The organism is Pseudoalteromonas sp. 0303 (genome assembly GCF_013349995.1).
Taxonomy (GTDB): Bacteria; Pseudomonadota; Gammaproteobacteria; order Enterobacterales; family Alteromonadaceae; genus Pseudoalteromonas.
In genome coordinates this window covers 321,105-339,762 of record NZ_JABVXF010000001.1, presented here as the reverse complement: position 1 = coordinate 339,762, position 18,658 = coordinate 321,105, and the positions used below count along the sequence as shown (strand labels likewise).

The 18,658-nt window shown below is 39.4% G+C and carries 18 protein-coding genes; 6 read left to right on the top strand and 12 right to left on the bottom strand.

From position 1 onward, the window contains the following. Positions 1–3 precede the first annotated feature (3 nt). Both HUS62_RS01595 and HUS62_RS01590 read right to left on the bottom strand, forming a co-directional pair. Positions 4–897: a MoxR family ATPase gene (locus HUS62_RS01595; RefSeq protein ID WP_175078323.1), complete on the bottom strand. Its 894-nt coding sequence runs from the start codon at positions 895–897 to the stop codon at positions 4–6. Positions 898–904: 7 nt separating this feature from the next. Beyond that, on the bottom strand, positions 905–1,300 hold the full coding sequence (locus tag HUS62_RS01590) for a response regulator (protein WP_054553848.1): 396 nt from the start codon (positions 1,298–1,300) through the stop codon (positions 905–907). 1,377 nt (positions 1,301–2,677) lie between these two features. Here HUS62_RS01590 and HUS62_RS01585 point away from each other — a divergent pair. From HUS62_RS01585 to HUS62_RS01575, 3 genes are all read left to right on the top strand, one after another. Continuing rightward, positions 2,678–2,932, top strand: coding sequence for an AbrB/MazE/SpoVT family DNA-binding domain-containing protein (locus tag HUS62_RS01585; protein ID WP_175078322.1), 255 nt, complete (start codon positions 2,678–2,680; stop codon positions 2,930–2,932). After that, the gene (locus tag HUS62_RS01580; protein WP_175078321.1) at positions 2,932–3,285 is read left to right on the top strand and encodes a type II toxin-antitoxin system PemK/MazF family toxin; all 354 of its coding nucleotides are present in this window, start codon (positions 2,932–2,934) and stop codon (positions 3,283–3,285) included. Before HUS62_RS01585 ends, HUS62_RS01580 begins: the two co-directional genes overlap by 1 nt. A gap of 73 nt (positions 3,286–3,358) precedes the next feature. Then, complete coding sequence (locus HUS62_RS01575) at positions 3,359–5,731, top strand: TOTE conflict system archaeo-eukaryotic primase domain-containing protein (RefSeq protein WP_175078320.1); 2,373 nt, start codon at positions 3,359–3,361, stop codon at positions 5,729–5,731. Positions 5,732–5,922: 191 nt separating this feature from the next. Here HUS62_RS01575 and HUS62_RS01570 read toward each other — a convergent pair whose 3' ends face one another. Further along, complete coding sequence (locus HUS62_RS01570) at positions 5,923–6,303, bottom strand: hypothetical protein (RefSeq protein WP_175078319.1); 381 nt, start codon at positions 6,301–6,303, stop codon at positions 5,923–5,925. Between the two features lie 59 nt (positions 6,304–6,362). After that, entirely contained in the window at positions 6,363–7,940 is a 1,578-nt protein-coding gene (locus tag HUS62_RS01565) for an ATP-binding cassette domain-containing protein (protein ID WP_175078318.1), read from the bottom strand. Positions 7,941–8,185: 245 nt separating this feature from the next. Between HUS62_RS01565 and HUS62_RS01560 the strand changes: the two genes are divergently transcribed. After that, positions 8,186–8,893, top strand: a complete 708-nt coding sequence (locus HUS62_RS01560; RefSeq protein WP_175078317.1) for a metallophosphoesterase — start codon at positions 8,186–8,188, stop codon at positions 8,891–8,893. Here the strand turns inward: HUS62_RS01560 and HUS62_RS01555 are convergent. The 5 genes from HUS62_RS01555 to HUS62_RS01535 all read right to left on the bottom strand — a co-directional run bounded on the left by HUS62_RS01555 (position 8,885) and on the right by HUS62_RS01535 (position 11,977). Continuing rightward, entirely contained in the window at positions 8,885–9,256 is a 372-nt protein-coding gene (locus HUS62_RS01555) for a hypothetical protein (protein WP_055197077.1), read from the bottom strand. The two genes, HUS62_RS01560 and HUS62_RS01555, sit on opposite strands and share 9 nt — an antisense overlap. Positions 9,257–9,451: 195 nt before the next feature. Continuing rightward, positions 9,452–10,024, bottom strand: a complete 573-nt coding sequence (locus HUS62_RS01550; RefSeq protein WP_175078316.1) for a tRNA-(ms[2]io[6]A)-hydroxylase — start codon at positions 10,022–10,024, stop codon at positions 9,452–9,454. A 45-nt stretch (positions 10,025–10,069) separates the two neighbouring features. After that, the gene (locus HUS62_RS01545) at positions 10,070–10,702 is read right to left on the bottom strand and encodes a sulfotransferase (RefSeq protein ID WP_175078315.1); all 633 of its coding nucleotides are present in this window, start codon (positions 10,700–10,702) and stop codon (positions 10,070–10,072) included. Next, complete coding sequence (locus HUS62_RS01540; RefSeq protein ID WP_175078314.1) at positions 10,699–11,601, bottom strand: ABC transporter substrate-binding protein; 903 nt, start codon at positions 11,599–11,601, stop codon at positions 10,699–10,701. Before HUS62_RS01540 ends, HUS62_RS01545 begins: the two co-directional genes overlap by 4 nt. 1 nt (position 11,602) lies before the next feature. Further along, complete coding sequence (locus HUS62_RS01535) at positions 11,603–11,977, bottom strand: MAPEG family protein (protein WP_175078313.1); 375 nt, start codon at positions 11,975–11,977, stop codon at positions 11,603–11,605. 119 nt (positions 11,978–12,096) lie between these two features. Between HUS62_RS01535 and HUS62_RS01530 the strand changes: the two genes are divergently transcribed. Then, complete coding sequence (locus HUS62_RS01530; protein WP_175078312.1) at positions 12,097–13,449, top strand: DUF2254 domain-containing protein; 1,353 nt, start codon at positions 12,097–12,099, stop codon at positions 13,447–13,449. 6 nt (positions 13,450–13,455) lie between these two features. Here the strand turns inward: HUS62_RS01530 and HUS62_RS01525 are convergent, their stop codons facing one another. From HUS62_RS01525 to ggt, 3 genes are all read right to left on the bottom strand, one after another. Further along, a complete protein-coding gene (locus HUS62_RS01525; RefSeq protein WP_175078311.1) occupies positions 13,456–14,172 on the bottom strand; it encodes an SIMPL domain-containing protein in 717 nt (238 codons plus the stop codon). A gap of 135 nt (positions 14,173–14,307) precedes the next feature. Further along, positions 14,308–16,002, bottom strand: a complete 1,695-nt coding sequence (locus HUS62_RS01520) for an NAD-dependent malic enzyme (RefSeq protein WP_175078400.1) — start codon at positions 16,000–16,002, stop codon at positions 14,308–14,310. A gap of 174 nt (positions 16,003–16,176) precedes the next feature. Continuing rightward, positions 16,177–17,934, bottom strand: coding sequence for a gamma-glutamyltransferase (gene ggt / locus HUS62_RS01515; protein WP_175078310.1), 1,758 nt, complete (start codon positions 17,932–17,934; stop codon positions 16,177–16,179). A gap of 85 nt (positions 17,935–18,019) precedes the next feature. Here ggt and rrtA point away from each other — a divergent pair, with 85 nt between their 5' ends. After that, positions 18,020–18,604: a rhombosortase gene (gene rrtA, locus HUS62_RS01510; protein ID WP_175078309.1), complete on the top strand. Its 585-nt coding sequence runs from the start codon at positions 18,020–18,022 to the stop codon at positions 18,602–18,604. The last annotated feature ends 54 nt before the right edge of the window (positions 18,605–18,658 follow it).

Below are 18,658 nucleotides of genomic sequence, written 5' to 3'. Positions count from 1 at the left end.
GTTTTATAAGCTTACAGGCACATGTTTAAGTGCATAGCCACTGTCACCAGCGTTTAAGCCAAGCCTGTGATCAGTCACGCTAGGAAAAACAGCTTGTACATCTTCAGGCATTACAAAATCACGACCTTCAATATACGCCCATGATTTAGCAGCGCGGGCAAGCGCAATACTGGCTCTTGGTGATAATGGGTTTGCAAAATGGTTATCTTGGCGAGTAAACGCAACTAGCTCAAGGATATAATCAACCACCGAGTTGCTTATCGTTACTTTATTAATTTCTTTTTGAATAACAGCAAGTTGCTCAGGATTAATACGAACAGGCAAGTCGTCATAATTACGATTGTTTAGGCCTAAAATGAGGTTTTTCTCAGCTTGTTTATCAGGAAAGCCTAAACTAATACGCATGAAAAAGCGGTCTAATTGTGACTCTGGTAACGGATAAGTACCAGATTGATGCACTGGATTTTGCGTAGCAATCACAAAAAATGGTGATGGTAGGGCGTGTTTAACCGAATCTACCGTCACTTGTTTTTCTTCCATTGCTTCTAACAGTGAACTTTGTGTTTTAGGGCCTGCACGATTAATTTCATCTCCTAATACAACTTGGCTGAATACAGGACCTTGATGAAATGAAAAACTATGTTCTTTAGCATCAAAGATATTAGTACCAAGAATGTCAGAAGGTAATAAATCGCTAGTGAATTGAATGCGTTGATATGACAAGCCAAGAACTGCGGCAAGTGCATGAGATAAAGTGGTTTTTCCCATGCCTGGTAAATCTTCAATTAACAGGTGGCCTTCACTAAATAAACACGTAAGGGCGAGTTTGATTTGTTGTTGCTTACCAAAAATGACCGTTGATAGGTCATCTATAATGAGTTGGATTGTCGAGTTCATAAACTACTTAATTTGTTATGGTTTCCATCAATTCTAGACGTTTCATAACAGAGTCGACTTTTTTTGCGTTGAATGGTTTGGCGATAAAACCTTTAGCACCTAATTCCCAGGTGTTTTGCACATTCTCAAGACTATTATGGCCAGAGCACATAACAACATGAGTATGAGGATGGCGGTCATTTAAGTATTCAAGAATTTCCGTACCGTCAGTGTTAGGTAGTTCAATATCAAGAAAGATTACGTTAGGCGACTTTTCTTCAATTACGGTTTTAGCTGATTCAAAATCTCGACTTTCTAAAATATCGTCAAAACCAAGACCAGTTAAAATTTGATTTAGATAGTCGCGGATATCTTGCATATCATCGATTATCAGAATAGGTTCTAACGGCTTCACAAATTCCATATCGTTTACATCTTATCGTTACATCTCAAGTTGATAGTTTTAATATAAGTCATGAGATAACTAAGCTCAAGAAACAAGCACTAATAAAATGAATAATATGATAAAACACCACTGTAATGTCCGATACCGTCTAGTATTGGACTTAACTTACACAGAGAATAGGTATAGCTATGTATAGATGCATTACTTCCTATAATTTATATTATGTTAAATAGCTATTTATCTTTATTAGTAGGTTAATTAGTCGTTAGATTTTAAGGTTTTTTAGCCCTTTTTTGCTTAATTTGGGTTTTCACAAATTTATAGCTTTCTATGCAGTTCTCATTTTTACTTTGTAAGTTTTCACCAAACTTACTTCATTCCAATAATTTGAAATACCTTTCTTGTATGGCTTCCCAAAAATATAAAAGCAATTTTGGTTTCACTGCCTGTAACCGTTATGGCTTTAAGTTCATTAACTATGATTTATTTCTACAGCAAACTGTTTGTTATCACGAAAGCCACGTTGATGCCCTGCAAGCTCAAATTAGATAACTATACGATTTGGTTTAAGTAAGTTAGACGCTGAATATCATTGGTAATGACTTAATCAAAATGAGTGTTCAACTGCTCTGTAAGAAATTACTATTTCTGAATGTATAAATGATTTATTAATTTTAGACTTTCATGAATTGCCTGTTACTTTAATACGTAGCCAACTACATACCAGCCAATTGGCCAAAACGCCAACAAACTATATGTGATTAGGTTTGCATTCCTTACTTTTATCTTAATGTTATTTTTACTAATTCCTGTATCTGCTAGCATTTTCTTTGAAACTAAAAATTCAGACCACCATGATACAAAATAAAATGGAATAAGTAAGAATAACCCCGCAAATAAAATCATCCAATGTAAGTCAGATTCATAAGGGATTAACCAAGGTAAAAGAGAAAAATTATGAATTTATTCAAAATTATCCTTAGTGTACTGTTTTTCCTTATACTTAACTGTCAATTTAACTTAATGTTATTTCCAAATCAAAGTCTACTCAAACTATCTGTTTATCCACCTAATTTAAGCTAGACATTGGGTTTTTGACCTAAGATTCATAAGCGTTAATCGGTCTTGTTGGTTTTTCCATAATTTTGAACATGTATCAGATAGAAATATTTATTCTGTACGAACGCGCCTCCAATTTTCAGAATAACAATGAAAAGTATGTTTATTGAGTTTGCATCGACTGTCATGCCCTCCCCCTTAGCTGCTATGATTTAAGTATTAACTTAGTTCGTAAGGGAGTTAAGCAGGCTGGTTAGTTATAACAAAGTTGACACTGCCGTTAGGCGGCGTACAATTAATCATGTTATAACAATGTACATACTTACGAGGTGTAATATGCGCACTCAAGTACGAAAAATCGGCAACAGTCTCGGCAATATAATCCCTGCCGCTTTCATTAAACAACTCGGCTTGGTTGAAGGGGCTGACATTGAGGTTAAAGCCGATGGAAAGAAAATTATTATTGAACCAATTAAACGTCAAAAGAAGCGCTTTCCGTTCAGTGAACGAGAGCTATTAAATGGTTTAGATGCACATACAGCTCATGCTGATGAGTTGGCGTTAGTATCGGGTAAAGAGTTGGGTGAGTAATGGCTCAGTATATACCTAGACGCAATGAAATTATTTGGCTAGATTTTGAGCCAGTGAAAGGTAAGGAGATCGGGAAGTATCGCCCTGCATTAGTCCTTTCAAGTAAAGAATACAATCAACAAACGGGGTTGTTAATTTGCTGCCCTATTAGTACCAGCATTCGAGGTCAAGCTACCGAAGTGCCAGTAAATAACCTTGATAAACCAAGTGTTGTAGCTTCAAGTTTGATCCAAACTCTTTCATGGAAAGACCGCAGTGCTAAGAAAATTACCACTGCTGAAAATGGTGTAATGGAAGATGTTTTGCTACGGCTTATCCCGTTGATTGGGGCTGAATCGTTATTTGATGAATAACGAAGGGAAATCATGGCTTATAATTACCGAGCTAGCGGCCTAATTTAGTGAAGAATATAAAAAGGTCAATGTCATGAGCCCCCCAGAGCAGCGCCTTGCAAATATTAAAGCTGAACTGGAAGAGATTGAAACTCGTAAAGCGGCGTTGCTTGAGGAAAGCCGTCTACTGAGCCAGCAATTGACAGCTGAACAGGCCCACTACTTTAACCAATACGCTGATCCGAGAGCTAAGCTTGCCTTATTTCAAAACTACTTTCGAGGTCGGAATAATATCTATCCGTTTCGTTGGGAATCAAAACAAGGTAAATCGGGCTACTCTCCATCATGTGCCAACGAATGGAAAGCTGGAGTCTGCAACAAACCTAAAATTGCCTGTACTGAATGTCATCATCAAGCTTTTCATCCATTAGATGAAAATGCCATAAACGCGCATCTACGTGGACAACGAACAATTGGTATCTATCCTTTAACTGAGCAAAATCAATGCTATTTTCTAGCTTTTGATTTCGATAAAGCTGATTGGTTTGAAGCGATAACCGCCTTACGTCAAGTATGTGATTCGTTACACATTCCGAATTTGGTTGAAAAGTCTCGAAGTGGTCACGGTGGACATCTTTGGCTGTTCTTCGATACAGCAACAAATGCTAAAACTGCTCGACAGTTAGGTACAGCCCTGCTTAATCTGACCATGGATAATTATCCGACTCTTAATTTTGATTGTTTTGATCGAATGTTTCCCAACCAAGATGAATTACCTGAAGGTGGCTTAGGTAACCTCATCGCACTTCCTTTGCAAAAGCAACCACGCATGTTAGGTAATGCCTCATTTATCGACAACAATGGCGAAGTAATTGGTGATCAATGGCAAGCTTTAGCAAGTACAACCAAAATTACTGCGGATGTCATACTCAAATTGCTTGAACGACTAAAAGAATACATAACCATTGAACCACAAGAGCTAGGCAGTAAACCCTGGGAAAAACAATCGCCTTCTATTTCAACGAAAATACAAAATTGCCCTGACTCAATAGAAATAATACTGGCTGACAAGCTATACATCGCTACCGATCCACTTCCCAGCCAACTGATCGCAAGTCTCAAAAAGCTAGCCGTATTTGGTAATCCTGAATTTTTTAAACGCCAAGCAATGCGCTTTTCAACCATTGGTGTCCCGCGATATTTGTGTGCAGCGCATATTGAATCGGGCTATTTACAACTACCTCGTGGATTGCAATCTCAGGTTGAAAACTTACTGGATAAACAAGAGTGCTCTGTTTCTTATCAGGATAAACGGCAGAACGGTCAATCTTTGTCAGAGGTCAAATTTACGGGTGTGCTCCGTTCTCAGCAAACTAAAGCATTAAAAGCGTTAATGGCAAATGAAACAGGGTTGGTTATTGCAAATACCGGGTTTGGAAAAACTGTTGTTGCTTTGGCATTAGCTGCCAAGCGTGAAGTTAACACATTAGTCTTGGTTCATAACAAAGCGCTTGCAGAACAATGGATAGAACGGTGTAAAATTTTCCTAAATGAATTTCAGATGGGCTCTTTACTCGGTGGTAAAGATAAACTCACTGGGTTATTGGATGTCGCTACTTATCAAAGCCTTATCGGTCGGAATGGCGTCGATATTAATGAGAAAGTTTATCAATACGGCCAAATCATTGTTGATGAGTGCCATCATATTCCTGCATCAAACTACGAGACATTACTAAAGAACGTATTACCAAAATATATCCTTGGATTCACAGCAACGCCTAAGCGCCAAGATGGCTTAGAGAAGCTTATGTACTTTCAATTAGGAGATGTGCTATTTGAATCAAAACCAGATAGTGTGAAATTTTCACAAATGGCATATCGATGTGATACGGGTACGTCTTTTCCTAAAACCTGGTTAGATGGTTCTGAGGCAATCAAGATCACACATGTCTATCAGTACTTGCAAGATCATGAAGAACGTAGTCTTCTTATTGCGAACAAAATATCTGAAGCGGTTCAACTGGATAGAAAGTGTTTAGTACTTAGTGAGCGCAAAGAACATATCAGTATTCTATCGAAATTATTGAAAGCAAAAGGTATCTCAGCCATTGAGCTACACGGCGGTGTAACTGCAAAAATTCGTAAGCAGCGAATTGCTGATATGCAAGCAGGTTTACCGAACAAGACCGTCGTCATCGCTACAGGGAAATATGTTGGCGAAGGTTTTGATTTACCATATTTAGACTCTCTTTTTCTCGCCTTACCTGTTTCATGGAAGGGAACGGTTGCGCAATATGCTGGCCGTATCCAAAGACATCATCCAGGAAAATTAGAAGTAACTGTATATGATTTTGTAGATGATTTACCAATGCTTCAACGAATGTGGAAAAAGCGATCTAACGGTTACAAAGCTGTTGGTTACACTGTTTTAGAAACAGCCCAAGGAAAAAATAAAAAGCTTATTTAAAACAGTTCGATACATGTCGTATATGACTTTTTGTTCTTTTGTAATCACAATCAACAGGTCCAGAATTTAATTAACAAAGATATCATATAAATTTATCTCCTGCTTTTGCATGCTAGTAATGCCTCCCTACACTCTTCCATTAAACCCGTTACATCTAAACGCAACACCTTACGTTGGTTGATGTGTTGAATTCACTTCCCCCAATCAAACGCCCTAGCAACACCCAGCGCTATTTCATACAATACCACAAAACCAGCCCCGTATAAGGTAGCCCAAACTGGGATGATGATAAAATCGAGGGTTGAGGTAGATGAAGAAACAGCGACTTCTTGGTAATTTGTAAGCCAAGGGTAAAAGCCAAAGCAGTAAAGGATAACGACTGGGGCTGCAAACAGTATTAAACGCAATTTTCGCTGTTTAAAAAACGGCATAAATGACGTACCCAGCATCAGTAATAACGGCACGAACACGTAGACTAACGAGGTAAAATCATTGAGCGCCATGCCTAAGCCTATGGTTACTATCAGCATAAATAAAGCAGTAAAAATGCGGTAAGCGGCTGTAAAATTCATAGTCATTCCTTGTAATGTACCTACAAACACCCTAGCACGCTTATTTATAAATGGCTATTTTATAATACAATTTGCTTATTGCAGCTGATACTTTCTACAAAGTATTTATCATGGCTTACGAGTATAAATCCGCCTTTAAAGCCCAGTAATGACTGAGCTAAGAGCTGTTTTGATTCAAGGTCGAGATGATTATCGGGCTCATCGAGTAACAAAAATGCGGTGCTTTCAATATTACTGACGATACACATAGCGAGCTTCATTTTTTCACCGCCACTTAAAAGTGCGGCATATTTAAAAACAGCGTCTTTTCTAAAGCCAATACTGGCAAGTAGAGTACGTGCGATGCTTTCATCTAGGTTTTTACAGTAAGTCATGACGTTTTCAAGCAGGGTTAGCTCGTTGTGTATTAATGTAAAATGTTGGTCTAAATAATAGAGTGCTTGATTGCAATGTAACTGCCCTGCTTTTACTGGTATGTCGTAGTTCAGGGTTTTGAGTAAGGTTGATTTACCAGTACCATTTGCGCCAACTAAATGAATTTTATCATCACTGAATACCTGAAAACTAAACTTTTTTTGTGTTCCGTGAGCTATTACAACCTCCTCCAGGCTAAGTATTTTTTGGTGCTTAGCTTCATCTGATTGCGCTAAATAAAACTGCTGCGCTTTAGCATGTTCAAGCTGGCTAGAAAGCTCTTGTTTATTACGAGTGAGCATACCCTCTCGCTTAGCAGCATTTTTACTTTGAGATGATAAATTAGCGCTGGCTTTATCTTTTTTAGCATCCATCAACACTTTAGGCTGGCTGCCTGATTTTCTGAGGGCTGCGCCTTGACCTGCACGTTGTTGTGCTTTTTGCTTTTGTAGTTGCTCTGCTGCCTTGAACTTACTTTGCTGTTTAACAACGTGGTTTAACTTGTTTTCAAGGGCAGCAACTTGCTGCTGTTTTAGGGTTTGGTACTCAGAAAAACGCATACCATATTGTGTTAACCCAAGGGTTGTTAACTCCCAAACTTCATTGGCTTGTTCTAATAATTCTTGATCGTGACTTATTATTAATAATTGGCCTTTAAAGTTGTGTATTTGCTTTATAAGCCAGCTTTTGCCTTTTGCATCTAGATGGTTTGATGGCTCATCCAATATTAAAATATCGGGCTTTATGCAGGTAAATAGTGCCCAAAGCTTTAATTGGCTGAGCTGGCCTCCGCTTAAATATTTGCTTATTGAGTTTGGGGTTTTGTTGTTTACGCCAAGCCTTACAAGTTCTGCATTAAAGCGCTCAACTAAGTCCCAATTACCTTCAAGCAAAGTTAAGTTCTGCTCTGTAACTTGCCCTTGGTTTATAGAATCAAGGGCTTTAAACACTGGCTCTAGCCCAATAGCCTCAGCAATAGTTTGGTTATCAGCCTGATTTACATCGTTTATTTGCTCATAAAAGCCAAGGGATGAATGACAAACAACCGTACCAGAGCTAGGCTCTTTTTGCTTAGCAAGTATTGACGCTAATATAGATTTACCGCAGCCGTTCCTGCCCACTAACGCGTTGACTTTTGCCGTGAGTGAAAATGAAAGGTCGTTAAATACAACATCGCCATTGCCATGCTGGTAACATAAATTAAAAGCTTGAAGTTGTGGCATAGTGCCTCCTGTATTACAGGGGCATAAGCGTGTGATCACACGAGAAGTAACATATTAAAAGTGATAGTGAGCAACGCCTACTAACCCTGTTGGTCCAAAAAGATAAAAATGAAATTGGATAACAGGTTTAGTTGTTCATGTTGGCGTTAACTCCTAAAAAGTGAGGCTAGATAATAACCACCCTGTCCTCAAATAGCAAAGAGTTATGATAGTCTTTAGCTACACACTGGTTAAAGGAATGTATTTTGAATTTAGTTAAAAGCCCTCTTGCCTCGCAAAAACCCATTCAAGTTAAGATGCAACTTGAACAAAGTAAGCGTGTATTTGTTATTGGCGATTTAGATGCAGATTTAACTAAATTTGAACAGGCGCTTTGCTCTGTTAATTTTAACCCAAGTGAAGATATTTTGTTTTCACTGGGTGATGTGATTGACCGGGGTGAGCACAGCATTGCGTTACTTGCGCGTTTTCAAGAGCTTGGTGTTCATATGTGCCTTGGGAACCACGAGCATATGTTGCTTGAGTCTTTACTTGCAAAGGATAAAGGTTACTACCGTTTATGGGTTGAGAATGGCGGCCGCTGGCATCTAGAAGCAACCGATGAAGAGCTCGCGTTTGCCTGTAAGCAGCTACTTAGATGCCCGCTTTCTTACTATATTGAATACGGCACATTAAAAATTGGTTTATCGCATACCACCTGTGCTGATTGGGATTGGCAAAATCCTAAACAAGATATACAACAAGCGATTGGCGCATTGCTTTGGGATAGAAGCTTAACCAAAGCGAAAAAGCCGGTAATAAACCCTAGTATCGATTTTTCTGTGCATGGCCATAACACGACCAAAAAGCCCTATTGGCTTGGCAATAGTTATCATCTTGATACCAATTATCTCAGCGGTAAGCCCACCATTGTTGAGCTTAACACGCTGATCAAGCAGTTTTCATCAATGTAAACTTGCCAGTCGTTCGACCGTTTTCTCTTCAAGGTATTTTTTGTAGGTTAACCTTGCATGCCACAGTTGCTCATCGGTTTCTTGAATGTAGATGATAGGGCCGGCAATTTTGCTCGCTAAACTCGTAAGTTTACTGTATTCACGCGTATCAATTTTGCCATCGCTGAAGTAGCTTTGCGCGGTATTTAAAAACTGATCGTCTTTATAAATATCACTATGCCAAATAAGAGAACGATACATACTAGCGGTTATTTCGGTTGGCTTATCGTTGGAACGAAAGATTTTAACTTCGGTGTAAATTGAATTACCGGTAATTACAATCCCTATTAACGACAGCGTCGTAAGAGTCATCATCCATTTCATGCTCTATTCCTCAAAGTTAGGTACTAATTTAACTATAGGAGAGAAAGATGAATGTATGCTGTTTATTTAATCAATTAGGATTGGCAAAGCTATTTTCTGGAGACTTAATTATTGTTTTTAGTCCCTAATTTACTGCTTTGGGGTAAAACATTAATTTGTGTATTAGGCTAAAAGGCCTAATACACAAGCATCACACTAGTGAAGCGCTGCTGTAAACGGAATATTTTTACAGATTTCGGCTTCTGCGATAAGGATTTCTTCAAGGCGTGTATCAACCTCTTGCTTATCGAAATATTCGTAGGCAAGTTCGACGAATAAGTTTTTATGTTTTTCTTCTGATTTTGCAATCGCGACATAAAACTCTTTTTCTTTACCTGCTGGTAAGGCTTCTGCGACAAGCGAGAAACGCTCGTGTCCGCGTGCTTCAATAACGCCTGCCACTAATAAGCGGTCCATTAAAAATTCATCACGGCCATTTCTAAATACCGCACGAATTTGTTTGATGTAAAGATCTTTTTGGTCATTACCAAGCGATACATCACGTTCCATTAATAGCTTTAAAACTTGCTTAAAGTGGATCATTTCTTCCAGTGCTAAGTCTGTCATGGCTCTAACAAGCTTACGACGGTCTGGGTAATGAGAAAGCATAGACATAGCCATACCAGAGGCTTTTTTCTCTGCTGCAGCATGATCTTGTAAAAAGGTATCGAAGTCAGCTAAGACACCTTCTGTCCATTCAAATGGCGTGTGGTATTTCAATTCAAACATGATAAGGAACAACTAAACTTATAATGGCGGCGATTTTAACGTATTTTACGTGTGATTATAACCAAGAGATTTATCAATTTTACCACTTCGGGTTGATGACACTTTATCGGGATGTTTTATATCATTCCACGCTGTGACTTTACCGCCTATATTAAGCTGTTTAAAGTTAATTGGCTGCTGAGTGTTTAAAAACTGCTGAAGTAATTGCGGGCTGTTTGAGTCTGCTACATCCAGTGTTAATAACTGCTGTTCACGGCCTTTGAAGTAGTTTGCTACTTGCTGTTGGTGGCGGTTATAACACGCTGTTAAGTATTCATCAGATTCTAACTCTGCCAAGCTATACTGACCAAAAACATCGAGATAACAGCGCTTTAAATGGATATTAAAGCCACCATCTGGGCGCATTAAATTAGCGTGCATACGTGTTAATAACTGCCTAATCGAAGGCAGCCACTTAGTTAAATCGCGCTCAAGGTTGATAAAACGGCTATTTGCAAAATGTTTATCAAGTAAGGCGTATTCGCTAAATACCGGGGTATCGGCAATAACGTTTGCGGTTGTAATTGCTTGTTGGGTATAGGCTGTGTGGGCGGTTTTATATCCGAGTTGTAAAAAGCTGTTACAGATACTGGTTGTGCCGGTTCGTGGTAAACCGATTATAAATATTTTAGAGCTCATGGCACCTGATCAAATGATAACCACAGCGATTTGTCGTTGACTGGGGTTAACCTTGGTAAATCATAATTGCGCAATTCTATAACAATTTTGTCGTGTAGGTGGGCGTTTTTAATAATTTCGCCGTTGTACTTATAAAAAAGCTCATCAAACTCACCGCTCTTACGCATGATTTTTAAGCCTTTATTAACTGCTTTGGCTATTTCTGGTTCGTTCTTATTAAAGAAAAAATAAATTGGGCTTTTATATTTAAGCATTAACTGAGGAAGTACTGCTAACGGCATTTGGTTTTTGAATACTGCATATTCGTCTTTGATTTCGAGGATAGATCGAGGAAATAAATCGCCACGCCCCCTTTCAAGCATGACAAACAAAAACTCTAAATCTAACGAGGTAGAAACTACTAAGCCATTATCGCGCAATATTTTGGTATCTGGCCAATCCTGACCTTGTAAAAAGTAAATGTGTTTTAAATCATCTAAGGTTTTTAGCTGACTTAAGTGCGCTAGATTTTGCTCGTTAATGAACATAACTCGCCAACCAAACAAGCCTTTGAAAAGCGGCACGCGTATTGGTAATAAACGCTCTTCTCGCTCTTTATTGGTCATGGTCCAAGAAACATCAATGGTACCTTTTTCGATTTCTTTTAAAACACGATTTTGCCCTAACACTTCTGCCGCAGGGGTAAGTGTATATCTATAACCACTTCTTTTTAATGCTGTTTTAAGTAAAAGAAACGGGTAATAATTATCCTCAATGAGGCTTGGCATGGTTTTAGGATAAATAATATTGAGTGTTGCTGGAGGGATAGTTATTTCTTTTTTGCCATTGATTGTTTTTACTTCAGCTACGCCTGAAATCGAGAATAACAAAAGTAGTAAAGTAAAAACAACCTTCTGCATATTAGAATACCTGTGTAACTAATAACATCACGGCACTGATAAACATAGTTAAGAAAGTTAGCATCATCCCTAATACACGTAATTTCATCAGATTATCAGCGAGTGCATAACTATGACAAAAACGGCCAGCCAAGAGCATTGCCCCTAAAATATAGCAATAATGGCTTGGAAGACCTTGGTACTCTAATAAAAATAGCATAATCAATGAAAATGGCACATATTCAATGAAATTAGCGTGAGCACGTATTGCCGCTTGTAGGCTAGCATCGCCACCATCACCAAGTGAAATGCGCTTTGCTTTACGCAGTTTAATTACACGAAAGCTAAGTTGAATGTATAAAATGGCCAAAATGGCGGCAAACGTTGAAACAATCACAGTTTTTCCAATTTTTATTTAAAGTTAGACGCTTAGCACTATTTATTGCTAGGCTGTTAAGTAAGTAGTTAGGTTAGCTCAGTATGATATTTAATGTCTAACAGTTCTTAAGGAAGTGCATGTTTACGCCAAGAAAAATCGCCGATAACTACCGTGAGATGATCAGTAGCATCGGTTTTTACCCTTCATTGCTCTCTGTGGTGTTTTTATTATTTGGTTTAATAACCACAGCGGTCGAGTATTCGTCATTATCTATGGAATTTAAAAAGCTGATTGGCGTGTTACTGGTAGATAGCGAAGAGAACGCCCGAACCATCCTCAGTACACTTGCAGGCAGCATTATCTCGCTAACGGTTTTTAGCTTTTCTATGGTTATGGTGGTGCTTAATAGTGCCAGTGCCAGCCTCTCACCGCGTGTGTTACCTGGGCTTATTACCCGTAAATCACACCAATTAGTGCTAGGGTTTTATCTTGGCAGTATTATCTACACCATATTAATGCTGATAAACATACGCACCATTGGCGATGGCGACATGGGTATTCCGTCGCTCGGTATCTTCTTTTCTTTGGTGTTTGGGTTAATTTCGTTGGGCTTTTTTGTGTTTTTTATTCACTCAATCTCAAAAGCAATTCAGGTCGATAATGTACTAAACGACTTGTTTAAAAATACCAAAAGCGAGCTTAAATGCATAATTGACATGCAACAAGAAAACCCTGTTGAACATTTTCCTGAGTTTGATGACTGGCATAGTGTTAAAAGTAAAACAGAAGGCTATTTTAAGGGCGCCCATACCGATAAATTGTGCGCCTTGTGCCAACAGCACGGTATTAAAATTTATATTTCGGTTAAGCAAGGTTTCTTTACGGTTAAAGGTTATCCGTTTTTAAAGTGTGATACTGACTTATCTGACAAACCAGAGCTGGTAGAGCAATTACTAGACTGCTTTATCTTTTATATCGAAGAGTATATTAGCGATCATTACCGCTACGGTATGACACAAATTTCAGAAATCGCGGTAAAAGCTATGAGCCCGGGTATTAACGATCCCGGTACTGCGGTAAAAGCCATTGATATGTTGAGTATATTGCTTATATTGCGTTTAGACATTTACGATGTGAACTACTCGCTTAAACGATGCCAGAACAATCAACCACACCTGTTTATACACGAAACGTCATTTGATGAACTACTGCATGATAACTTTACGCCAATTCGTAACTACGCAAAAAATGACGCCTATGTAATGGTGAATGTGTTAGAGGCGTTTAAAAACATATTGTTTAGAGCATCTGATAACGAAAAAGCAACTGATAGCCTATTTGTTTATTTAGGGGCGATTATAGAAGATATAGGTACGCATATTAGTAATGAGTACGACCGTGAACAAATTACTAATATGCTAAAAGCGATAGCACGTATTTCAGAGCAGCAAGGTGAAAAATTGCTGGCAAGGTTTGCCAGCAATCAATAACTGAATTTAGTTTTCGATTAGATATACCGCATAGCTGCTTGCGCTAATCGTAAGCTCACCACCGTTGTATGCATCAGGTACATAGTTATCTGGTGCAGCTTCTGCCATAACCATTTTGCTGGCACGCATATAAGGTTGGCTACCTGTATCGAGAGGACTACTTGAGGCAGTATATAGGCCTTTAAGTTCAACCCCATAGTCACTGGCAAATTCTTTTGCAGCAGCACGAGCATCTTTAATAGCAAGCTTTTGCGCTTTCTTTTGTTGCTCTTCGTACTTGCTTGATACAAACTGAGTTTGATTGATCTCATTAATACCCGAGTTCACTAGTTGCTGAAGCATAACCGGGTATTTTTTAATATCAGTTAACGTAACAGACAAACTACGCGTTACTCTGTAGCCTACAAAGTTTTGCTTACCTGTTTCGCGGTTATATTCTGTTTGTCGATGAATTGAGATATTAGAGGCATAAATGCCCTTTTCTTCTACACCTTGGCTTTTAGCAAGCTTAATTGCTTTCGCCATGGTTGCATCGGCTTTGTTCTTAGCGGCAATTAAATCTTTATCTACTTCAACAATACCGACTGTCAGTTTAACGTTATCTGGGATTGCTTTAACCGTTGCGTTACCTTGAATATAAATATGTGGCGCATCAGGTGTTGCTTCTGCTAACGCATTAAAACTTAACGCGGCGGCCATAGCGGTAAAAACTAACTTTCGCATAATACTGTTCCTTAATTTAAAACTCCGTTCATTATCACCTTAAAGGGTTAATTGAATATGAACAACCCCTGTTATCCAGATATAAAAAAACAGGCTTTAAAAGCCTGTTTTTTCAATTACTAAATACGTTATAGCTTAGATACTACGACGCTTGTAGTTACGGTATTCTGGAAGCCAATAGTTTTTCTCAATGGCTGCCCATAGTGCTTCATCACTCAACTCAAGTGCCACACCTTCTTCCATCGCTTTTTTCGCTACTGCAAATGCAATACGCTTACTTAACGATTGGATTTCAGTGAGTGCAGGTAATAAGCTGCCTTTACCAGTGTTTGCACGTGGTGAAGACTCAGCCAGTGTTTCACTTGATACAATCAGCATTGCATCTGTAATACGTGTAGCTTTAGCAGCAATTACACCTAAACCAATACCCGGGAAAATGTAGCTATTGTTACATTGTGGGATTGGGAACGTTTGACCGTTATACTCAACCGGATCAAATGGGCTACCAGAGGCAACAATTGCTTGACCGTCTGTCCATTCGATTACATCAGAAGGAAGTGCCTCAACTTGCTTAGACGGATTACTTAACGGGAAGATAATCGGTTGTGGGCAAGATGCGTGCATTGCACGAATAACTTGTTCTGTGAATAAACCAGGTTGGCCAGATACACCAATTAGGATGTCTGGTTGTGCACAGTGCATTACATCTAATAACGATGCGTACTCACCGCTGTATGTCCACTCGCTTAAACCATCTTTAGATTGGCAAAGTGCTTGTTGGAAGTCACGTAAGCCTTCCATACCTTCAGTAAGCAGGCCAAAACGGTCAACCATGAAGATTTGAGAACGCGCTTGCTCATCGCTAATGCCTTCAGCAACCATAGTACTGATAATTTGCTCTGCAATACCACAACCCGCAGAGCCTGCACCAACAAACACAACTTTTTGCTCAGAAAGCTTCGCGCCTTTAACACGACATGCAGCAAGTAAAGAACCTACAGTAACCGCTGCAGTACCTTGAATATCATCGTTAAAGCTACAGATTTCATTGCGGTAGCGTTTTAGTAATGGCATGGCATTTGGTTGTGCAAAGTCTTCGAACTGAAGTAACACACTTGGCCAACGACGTTTAACGGCTTTGATGAATAGATCTAAGAATTCGTCATACTCTTCTTGCGAAATACGTTTATGACGTGCACCCATGTACATAGGGTCGTTAAGTAGTTTTTCGTTGTTAGTACCAACATCAATCATTACTGGTAACGTATAAGCTGGGCTAATACCACCACATGCTGTGTAAAGTGATAATTTACCAATTGGAATACCCATACCACCGATACCTTGGTCACCCAAACCAAGAATACGCTCACCGTCAGTCACAACGATAACTTTTACTTTACCTTTAGTCGCGTTACGTAAAATATCATCGATTTGGAAACGGTCTTCGTAAGAAATAAATAGACCACGGGCACTGCGGTAAATGTCTGAGAACTTTTCACAGGCATCACCTACCGTCGGTGTGTAGATAATTGGCATCATTTCTTCAAGATGATCACGCACTAAACGGTAGTAAAGTGTTTCGTTGTTATCTTGAATAGCACGTAGGTAAATGTGCTTGTTTAAGTTATCGCTAAAGCTTGAATACTGTTGGTAACAACGCTCAACTTGTTCTTCGATCGTTTCATAACGCGGTGGCAGTAAACCGGCTAAGTTGAAATTTTCCCTTTCTTTTTGTGAAAAAGCACTGCCTTTATTTAATAGTGGCGTTTCGATCAGACCTGGGCCTGAATAAGGAATATAAAGATAATTTGGATCGGTATTTGTAGTCATATTTCCAAGCTTTGATGCGTCATAATTATGACCTGACATTATTACTCTTGAAGGCGAAATTGCAATGACAATTCACCTTGTCAGACCATTGAAGAAAATGAATTTTATGCTCTAAATAGCATAGCGGATAGTATACATGAAAACTCAGCAGCTTTAAGGCTGCTGAGCTTGTTTTTAGTGGCTTTTATCACTTAAAGCGATGCCTTCGCGGCGCGGATCGGCTGCGCCATAAAGTTTACCGTCTTTAACTTCAACAGCATGTAAACCAGAGTTTAAATCTAGGATACGAACTGTGTGTCCGCGGTTAACAAAATCAGCTTCGGCGTTGGCAAGTTCAGTGCCCTTTTCGAGGCTTGTGTAATTATTACGATTAGTAATGCGCGGTAAGTTAATAGCTGTTTGTGCATCTAGGTTCCAATCAAGCACACCTACAACCACTTGAGCTACATAATCAATGATACGGCTACCACCCGGTGAACCAACCACTAAACGTAAGCTGCCGTCTTTGTTAAACACCATGACTGGCGACATTGAACTACGCGGGCGTTTACCCGCTTCAACGCGATTAGCTAATGGCTTACCATTTTTGGTAGGTGATAAAGCAAAGTCTGTTAGTTGATTGTTTAAAATATACCCGTTCACCATTACTGTTGAACCAAACGCCATTTCGATAGAGCTGGTCATCGATACCGCATTACCTTGGCTATCAACAATCGATACATGGGTGGTTGATGGTAACTCGTATGCATCATCTTGCGCGTACGCGAGTGAGTTTGGCGGTGTGCCAGCTTCGGCGTGAGCGTCTTTTTCAGAAATAAGCTTTGCACGACCTGCAAGGTAGTTTTTATCTAATAAACCTTGAGTTGGGATTGGCATAAAGTCAGGATCACCCATATACACGTTACGATCAGCAAATGCTAAACGCGATGCTTGTGTAAAGTAATGCAGCGCCTGTACTGAGTTTGGTTTAAGTTTAGCCATGTCTTTATGTTCAAGTAAGGCTAAAATCTGTAATACAGCTACACCACCACTACTTGGTGGTGCCATTGAACACACTTCGTATTGGCGATAATCAACACACACAGGTGCGCGCTCTTTGCTTTTGTAATTAGCTAAGTCTTCAACCGTTAAAGTACCCGGTGCAACTGCAGAGTTTTGCACTGCATGCACAAGTTCTTTGGCGTTTTCACCTTTATAGAAAGCATCAATGCCTTGTTTCGCTATATCTTTATAAAGCGCGGCAAGTTCAGGGTTCTTTTTAACCGTACCTACAGCAAGCGGTTTACCATCAGGGAAAAAGTAGTCACGAATAACAGGTAGCTTAGTAACCCCTGGGTTTAACTCTTTAGCCAATAATTGATGTAAACGCGGCGACACAATAAAGCCTTTATCAGCCAATTCAATGGCAGGGCCAAACAAGGTTTGCCACTCTAACTTGCCGTAACGTTTATGGGCGGTGGCAAAAGCGTCTAAAATACCTGGAACACCAACAGAACGACCACCTACAACGGCTTCAATCCATTTTACGGCTTTACCGTGCTTATCTAAAAATAGTGTTTCATCAGCATTGCTTGGAGCCGTTTCGCGGCCATCAAAGCTGGTTAGGCTTTTGGTTTTGCTGTCGAAGTACATCATAAATGTACCACCACCGATACCCGATGATTGCGGTTCTACCAGTGTCAGTACTAATTGCGTTGCAATGGCTGCATCAACTGCTGAGCCGCCTAGCTCAAGCATTTTTTGCCCAGCTTTTACTGCATAAGGGTTTGCTGCTGCGACCATGTACTTATCGCCTTCAACAACCTGTTTATGAGCAAAGCCTGTAGCAGCTTCAGGTTCGCGAGTTTCAACTTTTGCAGGGGTTGCAAAAATAGCCGTTGAATAAATTAATGAGGTAGACAGAGCTAACAGCGCTTTGGTTTTGAATAACATAAATAAACTTAATCCCGTAGTGTATTTGGCATCTTAAAATTAAACGTGCACAATAGGCGACAATCTCAGATACAACAAAAATAACATGATAAACCTGCCCCTGAAACTAGAATATATTCTGCCGCCATTGTGTTTAGTAATACTAAGTTCCTTATTTGCTACTTTTAACTTAAATGAATATCTCGAATTTAACCGTGAGTTAGTTGCAAATGGTGAATTTTGGCGCATTTTCACGAGTCAATTCGTGCACGCAAATTGGCCCCATTTAGGCTTAAATTGTGCCGGAATTTTATTAATTTGGGCTCTACACGCTGAACATACAAGCCCTGCTCGCTATGCGTTTAATATTGCCATTCTTGCATTATGGTGTGGCTTAGGTGTGTGGCTATTTTGCCCAGATATCCAAATTTACACCGGGTTAAGTGCCCTACTGCACGGTGTGATCATTTGGGGTGCAGTTAAAGATGTACAAGCAGGCATGTTTTCAGGCTGGTTATTGTTTGCTGGTACTTGGGCTAAAGTGATTTGGGAGCAAATAGCAGGCCCGAGTGAATCGGTGAGTCAGCTAATCGCGTCTAATGTTGCCATTGATGCCCACTTTATTGGCGCAGTTGGTGGCACTCTACTCGCTTTGCCTGTCTTTATAAAAATAATAAGAAATCGCGAGTAACCTTACTCGCGATTTAATTATCTGGTTATTATTCCTTGCCTTTTAATCTGTTTC

Coding starts and splice junctions, on each gene's coding strand:
- HUS62_RS01555 (WP_055197077.1), bottom strand. CDS start 9,256: ATGAAATGGATGATGACTCTTACGACGCTGTCGTTAATAGGGATTGTA.
- rrtA (WP_175078309.1), top strand. CDS start 18,020: ATGATAAACCTGCCCCTGAAACTAGAATATATTCTGCCGCCATTGTGT.
- HUS62_RS01540 (WP_175078314.1), bottom strand. CDS start 11,601: ATGCAGAAGGTTGTTTTTACTTTACTACTTTTGTTATTCTCGATTTCA.
- ggt (WP_175078310.1), bottom strand. CDS start 17,934: ATGTTATTCAAAACCAAAGCGCTGTTAGCTCTGTCTACCTCATTAATT.
- HUS62_RS01570 (WP_175078319.1), bottom strand. CDS start 6,303: ATGAATTTTACAGCCGCTTACCGCATTTTTACTGCTTTATTTATGCTG.
- HUS62_RS01520 (WP_175078400.1), bottom strand. CDS start 16,002: ATGACTACAAATACCGATCCAAATTATCTTTATATTCCTTATTCAGGC.
- HUS62_RS01530 (WP_175078312.1), top strand. CDS start 12,097: ATGTTTACGCCAAGAAAAATCGCCGATAACTACCGTGAGATGATCAGT.
- HUS62_RS01525 (WP_175078311.1), bottom strand. CDS start 14,172: ATGCGAAAGTTAGTTTTTACCGCTATGGCCGCCGCGTTAAGTTTTAAT.
- HUS62_RS01550 (WP_175078316.1), bottom strand. CDS start 10,024: ATGTTTGAATTGAAATACCACACGCCATTTGAATGGACAGAAGGTGTC.
- HUS62_RS01595 (WP_175078323.1), bottom strand. CDS start 897: ATGAACTCGACAATCCAACTCATTATAGATGACCTATCAACGGTCATT.
- HUS62_RS01585 (WP_175078322.1), top strand. CDS start 2,678: ATGCGCACTCAAGTACGAAAAATCGGCAACAGTCTCGGCAATATAATC.
- HUS62_RS01590 (WP_054553848.1), bottom strand. CDS start 1,300: ATGGAATTTGTGAAGCCGTTAGAACCTATTCTGATAATCGATGATATG.
- HUS62_RS01565 (WP_175078318.1), bottom strand. CDS start 7,940: ATGCCACAACTTCAAGCTTTTAATTTATGTTACCAGCATGGCAATGGC.
- HUS62_RS01580 (WP_175078321.1), top strand. CDS start 2,932: ATGGCTCAGTATATACCTAGACGCAATGAAATTATTTGGCTAGATTTT.
- HUS62_RS01545 (WP_175078315.1), bottom strand. CDS start 10,702: ATGAGCTCTAAAATATTTATAATCGGTTTACCACGAACCGGCACAACC.
- HUS62_RS01575 (WP_175078320.1), top strand. CDS start 3,359: ATGAGCCCCCCAGAGCAGCGCCTTGCAAATATTAAAGCTGAACTGGAA.